Source organism: Lentzea alba, from assembly GCF_011067745.1.
Lineage (GTDB): Bacteria > Actinomycetota > Actinomycetes > Mycobacteriales > Pseudonocardiaceae > Lentzea > Lentzea alba.
This window is the reverse complement of sequence record NZ_JAAMPJ010000014.1, coordinates 271,957-287,280: the sequence shown is the minus strand read 5'-3', so window position 1 is coordinate 287,280 and position 15,324 is coordinate 271,957. Positions and strand designations below refer to the sequence as shown.

The window sequence follows — 15,324 nt, the reverse complement described above, 5'->3', positions numbered from 1 at the left end:
TCCTGCAGTTCAATGCCGTACTCAGGAGGTCCCTGCAGATGAAGACCGGACTTTTCGCACGCGCCGCTGCCTGCGTTCTGGCCACCGGAGCGCTGACCGTGGCGATGGCCGGCCCCAGCCTGGCGGCGACCGCCTCGCTGGACATCGTGTATTCCTGCAACTTCACCCTCATCGGTGCGCAGGACATGCCTACCACGGTCAGCTCCGCGAACCTGCCGGACTCCGCGACGGTCGGCGTGCCGACCGCGGCGTCCGACACGACGGTGACGAGCACGGTGTCGGAGAGCGCCACCGGCACGCTGGCCTGGATCGGCGCGAAGTCGGTGGACGGCACGATGACCAGCAACGTGCCAGTGACCAACGGCGGTGCCACCCAGACGCTGACGTCGGTGTCGACCATCCCGAACACGCCGGTGCCGGCCAGCGGCACGTTCGACGTGACGGCCACGGGCACGTTCCCGGCGATGACGCTCGCCAACGCCGGCACGGCGACGATCTCGCTCGGGAGCGCGGAGCTCAAGCTCACGCCGCGCTACGCGAACGGTGACCCGACCTGGCTCGGCACGATCACCGTCCCGTGCACGGTCAAGGCCGGCCAGAACACCCAGTTCTACTCCTTCCCGGTGGCCTGACCTCCTCCCGTGATGGGATGGCGGCATGCAGCTCCAGCAACTGGTGGACCGCATTGCCGCCGAGGTCACGCCGAGCGGTGTGGTCGCTGACTACATCCCGGCGCTGGCCAGGATCGACCCGCACGCCTTCGGCCTCGCCGTCGCCACACTCGACGGCGAGGTCTTCGGCGCGGGGGACTACCGCACACCGTTCTCGATCCAGAGCATCTCCAAGGCGTTCATGCTGGCTCTGGCCCTCGCCGAGAACGACGACGTGTGGACGCGCGTGGGCCGTGAACCGTCCGGCTCGCCGTTCAACTCGCTGGTCCAGTTGGAGACCGAGCAGGGCATCCCGCGCAACCCGTTCATCAACGCCGGCGCGCTCGTCGTCACCGACCACCTCGGCCACGGTGCCGCCGACCGGCTGCTCGGCTTCCTGCGGCAGGAGAGCGGCAACGCGAGCGTCGACGTGGATCCCGAGGTGGCCAAGTCCGAGCTGGACCACTCCGACCGCAACCGCGCTCTCGCGCACTTCATGGGCTCGTACGGCAACATGCGCAACTCCGTCGACGTCGTGCTGCACGAGTACGTCCGCCAGTGCTCGATCGCGATGAGCTGCGCTGATCTTGCTCGTTCGGCGTTGTTCCTCGCACGACACGGTGTCCGCAACGACGGCACACGGCTGTTGGGCGTGAGCGGCGCCAAGCGGGTCAACGCCGTGATGCTCACCTGCGGCACCTACGACGCGGCCGGACAGTTCGCCTACCGGGTCGGCCTGCCCGGCAAGAGCGGTGTCGGTGGCGGAATCGTCGCCGTGGTTCCCGGGAAGTGCGCGATCTGCGTGTGGAGTCCAGCATTGGACGCACGGGGTAACTCGGTCGCGGGCGTCGACGCGCTGGACCGTTTCACCACTCTCACGGGCTGGTCGGTGTTCTGACTGGTCGGCCAGGAAGAAACTGGTGGTAGGAAGACGGGGTGAGCACAACGGGCAACGCACTGGCGCTGGCGGAAGACGAGGCTGTGACTCTGGTCAGCGAGCTGATCAGGATCGACACCACCAACACGGGTGATCCCGCGACGGTCGTGGGGGAGCGCAAGGCCGCCGAGTGGGTGGCGGAGAAGCTGTCCGAGGTCGGGTACGAGACCACCTACGTGGAATCAGGCGCCAAAGGCCGCGGCAACGTCATCGCGCGCCTGGCGGGTTCGGATCCCAGTCGTGGCGCGCTCCTGGTGCACGGTCACCTCGACGTCGTGCCCGCGGACGCGTCCGAGTGGTCCGTGCACCCGTTCTCCGGCGCGGTGCAGGACGGTTACGTGTGGGGACGCGGCGCGGTCGACATGAAGGACATGGTCGGCATGACGCTGGCCCTGGCGCGGCACTTCAAGCGCAACAACGTCGTGCCGCCGCGCGACATCGTGTTCGCGTTCCTCGCCGACGAGGAGGCCGGTGGCCTGTTCGGCGCGAAGTGGCTGGTGGAGAACCGCCCCGAGCTGTTCGAGGGTGTCACCGAGGCGATCAGCGAGGTCGGCGGGTTCTCGATCACGCTGAAGGACGACGTCCGTGCATACCTCGTCGAGACCGCCGAGAAGGGCATCCGGTGGCTCAAGCTGCGGGTCAAGGGCACCGCGGGACACGGCAGCATGATCCACCGCGACAACGCGGTCGCGAAGCTCGCGGCCGCGGTCACCAGGCTGGACCAGCACAAGTGGCCGTTGATCGTGCGCCCGTCCGTGCGGGAGTTCCTGGACGGCGTCACCGAGATCACCGGCCTCGACTTCCCCGAGGACGACCTCGAGGGCTCGATCGGCAAGCTCGGCGCGCTGTCGCGGATGATCGGCGCGACGCTGCGGGACACGGCGAACCCGACCATGTTGTCCGCGGGCTACAAGGCGAACGTGATCCCGTCCGTCGCGGAGGCCACGGTCGACTGCCGGATCCTGCCGGGCCGCGAGGAGGCGTTCGACCGCGAGCTGGCCGAGCTGCTCGGCCCGGACGTCGAACGCGAGTGGATCGGCCTGCCGCCGGTCGAGACGACGTTCGACGGCGCTCTCGTGGACGCCATGACGGCGTCGATCATCGCCGAGGACCCCGGCGCCCGCGTGCTGCCGTACATGCTCTCCGGCGGCACGGATGCCAAGTCGTTCCAGCGGCTCGGCATCCGCAACTTCGGCTTCGCGCCGTTGAAGCTGCCCTCCGACCTCGACTTCTCGGGTCTCTTCCACGGTGTGGACGAGCGGGTGCCGGTGGACGCGCTCAAGTTCGGCGTACGCGTTCTGGACCGTTTCCTTCGCAACAGCTGAGGAGTGCGCTGTGTCCACTGTGGACTTGACTGGCCGGGTCGCGTTGGTGACGGGCGGCGCGGGAGGCATCGGTGTCGCGGTGGTGCGGCGGCTGGCCGAGCTCGGCGCGTCCGTCGCGGTGCTCGACCTGGACGCGGCAGGGGCACAGCGGATCGCCTCTTCGGTGGGCGGGCTCGCGGTGGTCGGTGACGTCACCGACCCCGCGACGATGCCCGCCGTGGTCGCACAGGTGGAGAAGGAGCTCGGGCGTCTCGACGTCGTGCACCTGAACGCCGGGATCGGCGGCGGTCAGGCCGGGGTCGACGGCGCCCTGGACGTCGAGCGGTACCGCAAGCTCGTCGGGGTGAACGTCGACCACGTGGTCTACGGCGTGTGCGCCGCGGTGCCCGCGTTGCGGCGGCAGGGCGGCGGCAAGATCGTGATCACCGCGTCGCTGGCCGGGCTGGTCGGCATGCCCGCGGATCCGTTGTACACGCTGACCAAGCACGCGGTGGTCGGGTACACGCGGGCGGCCGGGCAGGCGCTGGCCGCGGACGGGATCGTGGTGACCGCGCTGTGCCCGGGGTTCGTGGACACGCTGTTGCTCGGGGCTGCCAAGGAGGAGTTCGACGCGGTCTCGTTGCCGTTGCTGACGCCGGGGGACATCGCCGGCGCGCTGGAGTCGGTGCTGGCCGACGGGGGACCGGGGGAGGCCTGGATCATCCAGCCGGGCGGGCACGCTTCGGCCTACAGGCCACCCGATGTGGTGCTCGGCCGCGTTTGATAACCGAACCCGTGTTGTCTCGTTAGGACGAACAGACGACACGGCGAAAGGGAACTCATGGTGCGGCTGGAGGACGGGACCGAGCTCAACGTGGTGCGTGCGGGTGACCCCGAGGCGCCGGTGACGGTCGTGCTGGCGCACGGCTACGCGCTCGACCACCGCAGCTGGCACAAGGTCGTGGAGCAGCTCTCCGCCGACTTCCAGGTCGTCGCGTACGACCACCGCGGGCACGGCAAGTCGGCGGCGGCGACCAAGGAGACGGCGACGATCGAGCAGCTCGGTGAGGACCTGGGGGAGCTGATCGAACGGGCCGTGCCGCAGGGGCAGGTCGTGGTCGTCGGGCATTCGATGGGGGGCATGGCGGCGTTGGCGATGGCCGAGCGCCGGCCGCGGCTGTTCCGGCAACGGGTGCTGGGCAACGTCTTCGTGTCCACGGCGGCCAGCGGGATGAGCGAGACCTCGCTGGCGTGGCCCAAGGCGGTCGGGAAGCTCGTGCGGGAGCTGGAACGGGCGTTCGGGCCGATCGTGCGGGCGGTGCGGGAGAAGATCGAGCCGACCAAGACCGCGGGGCTGCGGTGGTGGCTGTTCGGTGATCAGCCGGCCGACGAGGACGTGGAGCTGACCGCGGACATGGTGTGGGGGCACTGGCCGGAGACGGTCGCGCTGTTCCGGCCCGCGGTGGACCGGTACGACCGGGAGGCGGGGCTGACCGTCGCGGGGGAGAAGGCCGTGGTCGCCGTCGTCGGAGACGAGGACCGGCTGGTGCCGGAGACGGACGCGGCGAAGTTCGGCGGGACGTCGATCGTCCTGGCCGATGCCGGGCACATGCTGCCGCTGGAACGGCCGGCGGAGCTGGTGGACCTGATCCGCGAGGTGGCCGCCAAGGCGTAGCCGTGACCGTGGGATCGGGGCGACCCGGTCCCACGGTCACGTCAGGGGGATCTCAGCGACCGGCCGCGCTGGACCGGCGTCTGCCCGGCGGACGGCCGAAGAGCCGGACGTGCTCGTCGACCAGCCAGTCCTTCAGCGGCGCCCACTCCGGGTGGTGGTTGAGCACCAGCAGGCGGTGCATCCACCAGTTCGGGTCGTCGTGGCGGGGGAACGCCGCGAGCCACGCGGCGCGCTCCTCGGCCGACAGGCCCCACAGGTGCGCGAGCTGGCCCTGGGCGTCGGTGTCGAGCTGGGCGGTGATCCGGCCGCCCTCGGTGTGCCATTCCGCGCGCAGTTCGCGCAGCACGGCTATCGCCTGTTCGTCGCCTTCCTCGGCTGTGACCACAACTGTGTGCAGGCCCTGCGTCGCGGCTTCGGCGAGCAGGGCTCGGGCGGACGTTTCGTCGTGCGGCAGTGCGCTGTGCGCGACCCCGACTTCGTGCGGCACGAGCTCCATGACAAGGAATCTGATCACATCTGCAACCAGTTCGGTATATTTTATTGCTTCAGTGTTGACTGATGATTCTGCTCTCCCCGGCTGCCCGGGGCGATTGCCTGGACGTTGTTGTACGACGCCCCGACATCGACACCACACAACGTTTCCGCACTACAAATGCGGTGAGACGAAGGGGTGAGGATGTTGTTCAGCAGAGTGGCCTCGGTTCGACACCGGGGAAGTAGTGCTCCCACTGATGAGTGGACAGGTGCGCCGTCGTAGTGGCGCAGACGCGAGCGGCGGTCGATTCGACGTCGATGTCCCAGACGCGGACGGTGCGGTCCGTGCCGGTGGACACGAGGGTGTGACCGTCAGGTGCGAAAGCGACACCCCACAGGCGGTCGGTGTGCCCGCGCAACACGGCGCGTTCCGACGGCTTGGCGGGGTCGCTGACGTCCCAGACGCGCACGAGGTCGTCCGTGGTGCCGGCCGCGAGCAGCTTGCCGTCGGGGGAGAAGGCCAGGCGCTGCAGCGGCGGGCCGCTGTACGGCACGGTGCCGAGCTTGCGCGGCTTGGCGGGGTCGGCCAGCTCCCAGAGCGTGGCCGTGCTGTCCATGTTCGCGAACGCCATCACGGTGCCGTGGACGGCGACGCTCATGACCACGTCCCGTCCGGCCTGGCCGCCGCGCTGGATGGGCCGTTCGTCCTCGTCGGTGGCGATGGCGGTGAAGGCGCGGGGCTGGGCGGGATCGCGCACGTCCCACAGCTCGAGCTGCCGGTTGCCGCCCGCGATGGCGAGCGCCCGGTCGTCCTCGGTGAACTGCATCTGCTGCACGGTGACCACGTTCGCGACGGCGGGGACGGAGAACTGGCCCGCGCGGGTGGGGGACGCCGGGTCCGAGACGTTCCAGAGCTGGATCACCCCGGTGCTCTCCGCGAACGCGAGCAGCTTGCCGTCGTGGCTGAACCTGGCGGCGGCGATCCATTCGGTGGCGCCGGTGGGCACGTCGGCGATGCGGCGGGGCGCGGCGGGGTCGGTGGTGTCCCACAGCGTGCTGCCGGCGAGGGTGGAGGAGAAGAGCACGTCGCGGTGGGGGTGCAGCGCGACCGCGGTCGCCTCCGTGCCGGGTGGCAGCGGCAGGCTGCTGATCGCTTCGGGATGGCCGTCCCGGGGGCGCCACAGTTTGATGCTGCCGTCGGTGGAGACCGTCGCGAAGAACCGGCCGCGCGGGTCGTAGGCGAGTTCCCACGCCGTCCACGTGTGGCGGGGGTAGGCGAGGTCGGCCAGGTCGATCAGCCGCACGGCCGTGTCGGTGCTGGTGGAGACGAGGTAGCGGCTGTCGGAGCTGAACGCGAGGGACCAGAGGGTGTCCGTGTGGCCGGTCAGCGCGGCGGCGGCCCGGAGGTTCCTGGGGTCGCGCACGTCCCACAGCCGGGTGCTCTTGTCGCCGCCGCCGGAGGCGAGGAACCGTCCGTCGGGGGAGAAGGCGAGGGTGTGCACGGAGAAGACGTGCTCGGTGTTGGCGCTGAGCACGCTCGGGTTGCGCGGGTCGGTGATGTTCCACAGCCGGAGCTCGCCGTTGTCGGCGCCGGTGGCCATGGTGGTGCCGTCGGGGGAGAAGGCGACCGAGTCGTTGGCGAAGTCGCCGTTGCTGGGGTCGATGGTGCTGAGGTTGGTGCCGGTGGCGAGGTCCCAGAGCTTGACGGTGCCGTCCCAGGACGCGGTGCCGATGACGGTGTTCGCCTCGTTGAGCGCGAGGCCGTGCACGAGGTCGGTGTGGGCCTGGATGGTGCGGACCTGGGTGGGGTGGTTGCCGGTGAGGTCCCAGAAGCGGATCGTGCGGTCCTTGCCGGCGCTGATGAGCGTGCGGGCGTCCTTGGTGAGCGCCACGGCCTGCACCTGGCCGTCGTGGCCGCTGAGCCGTGCCTTCTCGACGGGGTGGCGCGGGTCGCGGAGGTCGACGAGCCGGATGAAGCCGTCCCAGTTCGCGGTGGCGAGCAGGGTGCCGTCCGCGCTGAACGTCATGTGGTGGGTGGCGTCGTCGCCGGCGTGGACGCGGCTGAGCTCGGCGGGGTGGTGGGGGTCGGTGAGGTCCCAGAAGATCAGTGCTTTGTCGTCGCCGACGGTGGCCATGACCTTGCCGTCCGGGCGGAACGCCGCGTAGGAGGTCGCGTCGGTGTGGCCCTTGACGAGGGTGACCGGGGGAGCGGCGAACGTGCTGAGCAGGGCGTCGCGGGTCGCGGGCAGGCCGGTGAGGCGGTAGGCGGCCAGGCGCAGCTGGGAGGCGAGGCCGGGGTCCTGGTTCTGCAGCACGTTGGCCTCGGCGATGGCCTTTTGCGCGAGGGCGGAGGTCTGTTGTTCGGTGGCCTGTCGTTGCGCCCGTACGGCGAACACGGTGGCGGTGGTGGCCACGAGCAGCAGGACCGCGAGCAGCGCGACGACCCGGCGCAGGTTGGTGGTGCGGCGTTTGCCGGCGGCCACGGCGTGTTCGGCGGCGGCTTTGCTGGCGTCCAGGAACGCCTTCTCCTCGGCGTTGAGCGCGCCGGGTTCGCGGTCGGCCCAGTCGGTGGCCCTGGTGAGCGGCACGCCCCGGTAGAGCGAGCCGGGGTCGCGGTCGTGGGCCTCCCAGTCGGCGGCCGCGGCGGTGAGCCGGCGGTGCACGCGCAGGTCGTCGCGTGCCTCGGCGAGCCAGTCCTTGAGGCGGGGCCAGCTGCGGATGACGGCTTCGTGGCTGATCTCGACGCTGTCGTCGTCGACGGTGAGGATGCGTGCGGCGGCGAGGTGTTCGACGACCTCGTCGGCGGCGAGCTCGGTGCGTTTGACGCGGCGTTTCGTGTCCTCGGTGCCGTCGCCGGGGGTGACCAGCCGCAGGAACACCTGGCGCGCTTGGGTTCGTTGCCGCTCGTCGAGGCTGGTGTAGGCGTGCTCGGCGGTGTTGGCGATGGCGCGGGCGATGCCGCCGCTCTCGTGGTAGCTGGTGAGCGTGAGGGTGTTGCCGCGCTTGCGGTGCCACGTTTCGAGCAGGGCGTGGCTGACGTGGGGGAGGACGCCGGGTTCGCCGGTGGCGTCGGCGATCAGCCGGGCGACGAGTCCCGTTTCGAGCGCGCAGCCGACCTCGACGGCGGGCTGGGTGATGGCCTTGCGCAGTTCGTCGGTGCTCATCGGGCCGACCAGGACCTGGGCGTCCTCGACGGCGCGGACGAGGTCGGGGTAGCGGGCGCAGTGGCCGTAGAAGTCGGCGCGCATGCCGATGACCGTCTGGTGGCCGCGTCGGGTGAGCTCGGCGATGAACTCGTCGCGGTGGGGCAGCGCGAAGATCTCTTCGAACTGGTCGACGACCAGCAGCTTCTCGGTGCGGGGGAGTGCGGTGTGGGTGCTCGGGGTGATCAGCTCGCCGTCGCTGCGGGCGAGCAGCCCGGCCCGCAGCAGTGAGGACTTGCCCGATCCGGACGCGCCGATGACCAGCACGGTGTCCTGGTGTTCGAGCTTGCCCAGCAGCTTGCCGACGAGCCGCTCGCGTCCGAAGAAGCGGTCGGCGTCGTGTTCGGTGAACGCCTGGAGGCCGACGTAGGGGGAGGCGGAGGCGGGTTCGTCGGCTTCCTGCTCGCCGATGTCACGCCAGCGTCGTTCCCACGCCTCCTCGTCGCCGCCGCAGGCCCGGACGAACGCGAGCGCCACGGCGAGGCTCGGCAGCCGCTGGCCGCGGGCGGCGTCGGCGAGGGTGCTGGCGGAGTAGTGGCTGAGCTTGCCGAGCTCCCGGTAACCGGGGGAGCCGGCCTTTTCGCGGAGCTTGCGCAGGTCGAACGCGAACTGTTCGACGGGCCCGGCAAACGGGTCGAGCGGTTTTTCCGGGCGAGGCATGACGGACATTCTTCCATCCGGCTTCAGCTCGTCATGCTCAATAGCTTCAGTGTTGACTGAAGTAGAGCATCAACCGGTGCTCGCCATCTCCTGGGACGTACAGCGTGTCGAACACCAGGACGTGCGGGCCCCACCGTTCGGTGCCGGTGGTGGGTGGCAGCGACGCGGAGGAGTGGTAGCGGTCGGCGAAGGCCGCGCCGGCGGTGATGGACAGTTCGAACGCGAGCGCGGCCGCGGTGTGGTCGCCGAGGTCGGCGGCTGCCCGCAGGGAGGCGGCGCGGTGGTTCGCGATCTGGTCCCAGTCGGGGTAGTGGGCCTTGGCCTCGGAGCTGAAGGCGAAGCGCACGGTGTTCTGCTCGGCGCCGAGGCCCGAGATCTTGTGGAACTGCGCCGTGGACGCCAGGACGTCACCTGCCGGGCTCAGCACGCACGCCGCGGTGGGTTCGAGCGCTTCGAGCGTCTTGAGGACGGTTGGCCGCAGCTGCGGGGGACTGGGTGGTTCGCAGGTGCTGTCCGCCTTGATCAGGCGGTACAGGTGGATGCGTTCGTCGGCGGTGAGGTCGAGCGCGTCGGCGAGGGAGGTGAGGACCTGGCCGGACGGGGAGCGGTCGGTGCCGCGTTCGAGGCGGGTGAGGTACTCGACGCTGATCCCAGCTCGGTCGGCGAGCTCGCCGCGCCTCAGACCTGGTGTGCGGCGGCGCTCCCGGGTGGGCGGCGTCGTGGCTTCGCGGCGGGCGCGCACGAACCTGCCGAGTGCGTTGTCGGCCATGATCGTGAGCTTAGAGGGGCCCTGAGCGGGTCTCCCTGTGGTCGTCGTGGGCGGCGATGCTGTGGATCATGCGATACCGACTGTTCGGGCGGACCGGTCTGCGGGTCTCGGAGTTGTTGCTGGGCACGATGACGTTGCGTGCGGAGGAGGAAGCGCGGCGGGTGATCGACGTCTACGCCGACGCGGGTGGGAACTTCCTGGACACGGCTTCGGCGTACGGGGAGAGCGAGGAGGTTCTCGGCGCGGTGCTGCGGCGGCGGGACCGGTTCGTGCTGGCGACGAAGTACACGTTGTCGCGGGACGTGCGGGATGCGAACGCGGGCGGGAATCACCGCAAGAACCTGGTGCTGTCGCTGGAGCAGTCACTGCGGCGGTTGCGCACGGACTACGTGGACGTGCTGTGGGTGCACTTGTGGGACCGCCACACGCCCGCGGAGGAGACGATGCGGGCGCTGGACGACGTGGTGCGGGCGGGGAAGGTGCTCTACGTCGGGGTGTCGGACGCGCCGGCGTGGTTCGTGGCGCGGGCGAACACGCTGGCGGAGTGGCGGGGCTGGACGCCGTTCGCGGGGTTGCAGGTGCCGTACAACCTGCTTCGGCGGGACGTCGAGCGGGAGCTGCTGCCGATGGCGTCGGCTCTGGGGATGAGCGTGGCGGCGTGGTCGCCGTTGGCCGCGGGGAAGTTGTCCGGTGGGACGCGGCGGGCGGGGCGGCTCTCGGCGGGGGAGGAACGCGTGGCGGAGGCCGTGCGGGCGGTCGCGGAGGAGTTGGGGGCGACGCCGGCTCAGGTGGCGTTGGCGTGGGTGCGTGCTTCGGGGGCGTTGCCGTTGGTGGGCGCGCGGACACCGGAGCAGGTCGCGGACTGCCTGGGCTCGGTGGAGTTGCCGCCGGAAGCGGTCGCGCGCCTTGCGGCGGCGGCCCCGTTCGAGCGGGGCTTTCCGGCGGACTTCATCGCGGAGTGCGAGGCGAGCCCGTTCGCGTTCGGTGAGGCCGTGATCAGGTGATCAGGCCTGGTACGAGGTCGGGCTGGCGCTTGCGGCGCAGCCAGATCTTGCGGGAGCCGTCGCCGTAGAGCAGCGTGCGGGAGAGTTCCCAGCCCGCGAACTCGGCGTGGATGGCCAACTGCGTGGTCGCGGTGCGGCGTGAGATTCCCGGCGGCAGACGCAGCGGCCGGTATTCCCAGTCCCCGTCGATCACCCCTTCGTTCATGGCGAGATCACCTGTATCCCTCCGTTGTCGCCGGACGTGACCGTGACACGTCCGGTCTCCTGGTCGACGCTGACCGTGTTGGGTTGACGCACGGTGGGGAACCGGTGTTTCTCGGTCGGTTCGCCACCGGCGACGTTGAGTCCGACGACCTCGTTGCGCTCGGTGAGCGTGATCCACGCGATGTCGCGCTTGGCGTCGTAGGCGATGCCGTAGGGCGCGCCGGGCACGGGGTAGCGCTGGCGCATGATCAGCGGGTTGATCGAGAAGGCGATGAACTCCCCGCCGCGGGTGTCGACGACGAGCAGCCGGCCGAAGCGGTCGGGTACGCCGTTGGTGGCGCCGTCGCCGGCTCTGATGCCGGCGCCTCGGGTGGGGGTGCCCTTGTCGTCGGTGGTCATTTCGAAGACCGCGCTGCGCAGCCGGTCGAGTTCGACGTCACGGCCGTTGACGTGGAACTTCTGCGTGGGGTCGCCTTCGCTGAACGTGCCGCCGGGGGTGATTTGGCCGGGCGGGGTGGCGTTCTGGGCGGGGGAGTGGGCGGGTTTGGCCGCCTCGAGGGTTTCCGCGACCTGCAGCGGGTCTTGTGAGCTCTCGCTCTGGCCGCACGCTGCGAGCGTGGCGGTGGTCAGGAGCAGAGCAGCGAGCCGGCGCAAGATCGGGTTCCCTTCGCGGAAGTCGTCCTCTCCAGCATCCCTGACAGGCGGTCACAGGTCACGCAAGGGGTGGGGGTGAAAACCCGTTCGGCTTCTTCGGTCAGTAGATTTGATTGCTTCAGTGTTGCCTAAAATCAATGCTTTTCGAGTTGAACGACCCTGCCCGAACTCAAGTCATACGAAGCAGCAACGAGGCCGAGGGCCCGTTCGGCGATCGCGGTGCGGATGATCACACTGCGTTCCTGCAGGACTTCGGTGGTGCGGAGGGCTTGTTCGGCGACGCACGCGGCGAGGAACTCGCGGTGGTCGGCGCGTGGGGCGGTGGCGCGGACGGCGGGTTCGATGGTGCGGACGAGGGTGCTGATGTCGCCGGTGACGTGGCTTGTGCCGCGGACGACGTCGATGGTGGCGCTGACGGCTCCGCAGCCGGCGTGTCCGAGGACCACGACGAGCGGGACGTGGAGGTGTTCGACGGCGTACTCGATGCTGCCGATGACGCTGGAGTCGAGGACTTCGCCGGCGGCGCGGATGGTGAAGATGTCGCCGAGGCCGTCGTCGAACACGATCTCGGGTGGGACGCGGGAGTCGGCGCAGCCGAGGACGCAGGCGAACGGGTGCTGGCCGTCGACGAGTTGTTCGCGCCAGTGGCCGGTGGCGTGGGGGTGGATCTGGCGGCCTTCGACGAATCTGCTGTTGCCTTCGAGGAGGCGGGTCCAGGCGTCTTGGGCTGCTCGGGGGTTGGTGGGGAGGGCGTTGGCCGCGGGGGTGGTGACCAGGGCGGTTGCGGAGAGGCCGACGAAGGCGCGGCGGGTTAATTCGGGCACGGCGCGCAAGGTAGCCCTACTCCGTTCGGTCTAATGTGGCGGGGTGGCTCAAGGCATGGGGCGTTCCGGGTAGCCGAGCTCGATGGCGCTCACGTCGTCCAACGCTGCCCGGATGGCCGGTGGCAACGTCAGTTGCTCGGCTTCCAGTGAGGCGATGAGCTGGTTGGTGTCGCGGGCGCCGACGACCGGTGCGACGACGCCGGGCCGGTCGCGGACCCAGGCGAGGGCGACGCACAGTGGTGAGGTGCCGAGCCCGTCGGCGGCGGTGGCGACGGCCTGCACGATCCGGGCCGCACGCTCGTTGCGGTGCTGTTCGACGTATCCGGCGAAGTGTGCGGAGGCGCCGCGGGAGTCCGGTGGGGTGCCGTTGCGGTATTTGCCGGTCAGGACGCCACGGCCGAGGGGGGCCCACGGCAGCAGGCCGAGGCCGTGGTGCAGGGCGGCGGGGGCGACTTCGCGTTCGATGCCGCGTTCGAGCAGGGAGTATTCGACCTGGGTGGAGATCAGGGGGTAGGTGGAGGGCGTGAGCACGGCGGTGGCGAGTTGCCATCCGCTGTAGTTGGAGATCCCGGCATAGCGGACCTTGCCGGTGGAGATGGCGTGGTCGACGGCGGAGAGGGTCTCCTCGATGGGGACGCCCGCGTCCCAGGCGTGCAGTTGCCACAGGTCGATGTGGTCGACGCCGATGCGGCGCAGTGAGCCGTCCAATGCGGACAGCAGGGCGCCGCGGGAGGCTCCTCCGCCGAACGGGCCTTCGGTGCGGCGGGCGACGGCTTTGGTGGCGAGGACGAGTTCGTCGCGGGGGACGATTTCGCCGAGCAGGCCGCCGAGGATGCGTTCGGCTTCGCCGTCGGTGTAGACGTCGGCGGTGTCGATGAGGGTGCCGCCGGCGTCGGCGAAGGCCATGAGTTGGGTGGCGGCCTCGTCCGCGTCGGTGTCGTGGCCCCACGTCATCGTGCCCAGTGCCGTCCTGGAGACGCGGAGGCCGCTGCGGCCGAGGTATCGCTGTTCCACGTGCGCGATGCTAAGGGGTGATCATCGGCTCAGCCTGGCAATCGGTGTTACTGACCGGTAGGGTCTCGGCTCGTGAAGCTCGGATTGAACCTCGGATACTGGGGCGCCGGCAACGACGCCGCGAACCTTGAGCTGGCCAAAGAGGCCGACCGGCTCGGCTTTTCGGTGGTGTGGGCCGCGGAGGCCTACGGTTCCGACGCGCCGACGGTGCTCGCGTGGGTGGCCGCGCAGACCGAACGGATCGACGTCGGTAGCGCGATCTTCCAGATTCCGGCGCGGACGCCGGCGATGGCGGCGATGACCGGGGCGACGCTGGACACCCTGTCGGGTGGGCGGTTCCGGATGGGTCTTGGCGTGTCGGGTCCGCAGGTGTCGGAGGGCTGGCACGGTGTGCGGTTCGACAAGCCGTTGGCGCGCACGCGTGAGTACGTGGAGATCGTGAAGAAGGCTCTCACGCGCGAGAAGCTGCGTTATGAGGGTGAGCACTACACGCTGCCGCTTCCGGACGGTCCGGGTAAGGCGTTGCAGCTGACCGTGCACCCCGTGCGTGACCAGATTCCGATCTATCTCGCCGCGGTGGGTCCGAAGAACCTGGAGCTCACGGGTGAGATCGCGGACGGGTGGTTGGCGATCTTCTTCTCGCCGGAGTACTCGGCGGAGTCCCTGGCCAGTGTCAAGGCCGGGCGCGAGAAGGCCGGCAAGACGATGGACGGCTTCGACGTCGTCCCGACCGTGCCGTTGATCGTCGGTGAGGACTGGAAGGCGTGCGCTGACCCGGTTCGTGCGTACACGGCGCTGTACGTCGGCGGCATGGGGTCGCGCAAGCAGAACTTCTACAACAACCTGATGGTGCGGATGGGTTTCCCGGCCGAGGCCGAGGAGATCCAGGAGAAGTACCTGGCCCGTGACTACGCCGGTGCGATGGCGGCGATCCCGCTGGAGTTCCTGGACGCGACGTCGTTGCTGGGCCCGAAGGAGCGCATAGCAGACAAGATGAAGGCTCTCGCCGCCGCGGGGGTCACCACGCTGTCCGTTTCGCCGATGCTGCAAGATCTCGAGCAGGGGATCGCGGGCCTTCGTGCCGCGGCCGACGCTTTGGATCTGGCAGGAGTGGGTAGTTGAGCTGGTTGCAGGCTCTGGTCCTCGGACTGGTCCAAGGACTGACGGAATTCCTGCCGATTTCCAGCAGTGCGCACCTGCGCATCACGTCGACGCTGTTCTTCGGCAACGACGCGGGCGCCTCGTTCACCGCGGTCATCCAGTTGGGTACCGAGGTGGCGGTGCTGATCTACTTCGCCAAGGACATCGGGCGGTTCATCTCCGCCTGGTTCCGCGGCCTCTTCAGCGCGGAAGCGCGCAAGGAGAAGGACTACAGGCTCGCCTGGTACGTGATCATCGGTTCGGTGCCGATCTCGGTGCTCGGGTACCTGTTCAAGGACGAGATCCGGACGTCGGCGCGGAACCTGTGGATCACCGCGACGATGCTGGTGGTGTTCGGTCTGCTGCTCGGCCTGGCGGATCACCTGGCCAAGCAGCAGCGCGACGAGCTGCGGTTGAAGGACGCGGTCGGGATGGGGCTGGCGCAGGCGCTGGCGCTCATCCCGGGCGTGTCCCGTTCGGGTGGCACGCTGACCGCGGGGTTGTTCCTGGGTCTGACGCGTGAGGCGGCGGCGCGGTACTCGTTCCTGCTGGCGATTCCGGCGGTGTTCGGGGCGGGGTTGTTCTCGATCCCGGACGTGCTGGAGCGCTCGGGTGGCGGTGAGCAGGCGTCGATTCCGCAGATGATCGTGGCGACGCTGATCTCGTTCGTGGTGGGGTACGCGACGATCGCGTGGTTGTTGAAGTACGTGTCGAAGCATTCTTACTCGGCGTTCGTGTGGTATCGGCTGATGTTGGGTCTCGTGCTGATGGGGCTGCTGTCGATGGGGTTGTTGCAGCCGATCTAAGGTGAT

The 15,324-nt window shown here is 69.6% G+C and carries 15 protein-coding genes; 8 read left to right on the top strand and 7 right to left on the bottom strand.

All coding sequences use genetic code 11. From position 1 onward, the window contains the following. The first annotated feature begins 38 nt into the window (after positions 1 to 38). Genes G7043_RS39605 through G7043_RS39585 form a run of 5 tightly spaced genes read left to right on the top strand, consistent with a single transcriptional unit; the run spans position 39 to position 4,566 of the window. Complete coding sequence (locus G7043_RS39605; RefSeq protein ID WP_166053831.1) at positions 39 to 632, top strand: DUF6801 domain-containing protein; 594 nt, start codon at positions 39 to 41, stop codon at positions 630 to 632. Between the two features lie 25 nt (positions 633 to 657). Further along, on the top strand, positions 658 to 1,548 hold the full coding sequence (locus G7043_RS39600) for a glutaminase (protein ID WP_166053830.1): 891 nt from the start codon (positions 658 to 660) through the stop codon (positions 1,546 to 1,548). 38 nt (positions 1,549 to 1,586) lie between these two features. Next, positions 1,587 to 2,912 (top strand): M20/M25/M40 family metallo-hydrolase, encoded by a 1,326-nt coding sequence (locus tag G7043_RS39595; protein ID WP_313888303.1) that lies wholly within the window; start codon positions 1,587 to 1,589, stop codon positions 2,910 to 2,912. A 10-nt stretch (positions 2,913 to 2,922) separates the two neighbouring features. After that, a complete protein-coding gene (locus G7043_RS39590; RefSeq protein ID WP_166053829.1) occupies positions 2,923 to 3,675 on the top strand; it encodes an SDR family oxidoreductase in 753 nt (250 codons plus the stop codon). Between the two features lie 57 nt (positions 3,676 to 3,732). Continuing rightward, the gene (locus G7043_RS39585; RefSeq protein WP_166053828.1) at positions 3,733 to 4,566 is read left to right on the top strand and encodes an alpha/beta fold hydrolase; all 834 of its coding nucleotides are present in this window, start codon (positions 3,733 to 3,735) and stop codon (positions 4,564 to 4,566) included. A 52-nt stretch (positions 4,567 to 4,618) separates the two neighbouring features. On the opposite strand, the gene G7043_RS39580 is transcribed toward G7043_RS39585, so the two are convergent. The 3 genes from G7043_RS39580 to G7043_RS39570 all read right to left on the bottom strand — a co-directional run bounded on the left by G7043_RS39580 (position 4,619) and on the right by G7043_RS39570 (position 9,672). Beyond that, positions 4,619 to 5,062 carry a hypothetical protein gene (locus G7043_RS39580; RefSeq protein WP_166053827.1) on the bottom strand — a complete coding sequence of 148 codons (444 nt, stop codon included), beginning with the start codon at positions 5,060 to 5,062 and terminating at the stop codon, positions 4,619 to 4,621. 187 nt (positions 5,063 to 5,249) lie between these two features. Further along, complete coding sequence (locus G7043_RS39575) at positions 5,250 to 8,903, bottom strand: nSTAND1 domain-containing NTPase (RefSeq protein WP_166053826.1); 3,654 nt, start codon at positions 8,901 to 8,903, stop codon at positions 5,250 to 5,252. 46 nt (positions 8,904 to 8,949) lie between these two features. Continuing rightward, positions 8,950 to 9,672, bottom strand: a complete 723-nt coding sequence (locus G7043_RS39570; RefSeq protein ID WP_166053825.1) for a helix-turn-helix domain-containing protein — start codon at positions 9,670 to 9,672, stop codon at positions 8,950 to 8,952. A 68-nt stretch (positions 9,673 to 9,740) separates the two neighbouring features. Here G7043_RS39570 and G7043_RS39565 point away from each other — a divergent pair, with 68 nt between their 5' ends. Next, a complete protein-coding gene (locus G7043_RS39565; protein ID WP_166053824.1) occupies positions 9,741 to 10,676 on the top strand; it encodes an aldo/keto reductase in 936 nt (311 codons plus the stop codon). Here the strand turns inward: G7043_RS39565 and G7043_RS39560 are convergent. From G7043_RS39560 to G7043_RS39545, 4 genes are all read right to left on the bottom strand, one after another. Then, on the bottom strand, positions 10,669 to 10,881 hold the full coding sequence (locus G7043_RS39560) for a DUF5703 family protein (RefSeq protein WP_166053823.1): 213 nt from the start codon (positions 10,879 to 10,881) through the stop codon (positions 10,669 to 10,671). The two genes, G7043_RS39565 and G7043_RS39560, sit on opposite strands and share 8 nt — an antisense overlap. Next, entirely contained in the window at positions 10,878 to 11,534 is a 657-nt protein-coding gene (locus G7043_RS39555) for a YncE family protein (protein WP_166053822.1), read from the bottom strand. Before G7043_RS39555 ends, G7043_RS39560 begins: the two co-directional genes overlap by 4 nt. A 134-nt stretch (positions 11,535 to 11,668) precedes the next feature. Next, positions 11,669 to 12,358, bottom strand: coding sequence for a carbonic anhydrase (locus G7043_RS39550; RefSeq protein WP_166053821.1), 690 nt, complete (start codon positions 12,356 to 12,358; stop codon positions 11,669 to 11,671). Between the two features lie 48 nt (positions 12,359 to 12,406). Then, entirely contained in the window at positions 12,407 to 13,372 is a 966-nt protein-coding gene (locus G7043_RS39545; protein ID WP_086664294.1) for an aldo/keto reductase, read from the bottom strand. Positions 13,373 to 13,444: 72 nt separating this feature from the next. Between G7043_RS39545 and G7043_RS39540 the strand changes: the two genes are divergently transcribed. Together G7043_RS39540 and G7043_RS39535 are read left to right on the top strand one after the other, a co-directional pair. Further along, positions 13,445 to 14,494 (top strand): LLM class F420-dependent oxidoreductase, encoded by a 1,050-nt coding sequence (locus tag G7043_RS39540; RefSeq protein WP_166053820.1) that lies wholly within the window; start codon positions 13,445 to 13,447, stop codon positions 14,492 to 14,494. Beyond that, positions 14,491 to 15,318 carry an undecaprenyl-diphosphate phosphatase gene (locus G7043_RS39535; protein WP_166053819.1) on the top strand — a complete coding sequence of 276 codons (828 nt, stop codon included), beginning with the start codon at positions 14,491 to 14,493 and terminating at the stop codon, positions 15,316 to 15,318. Before G7043_RS39540 ends, G7043_RS39535 begins: the two co-directional genes overlap by 4 nt. Positions 15,319 to 15,324 lie beyond the last annotated feature (6 nt).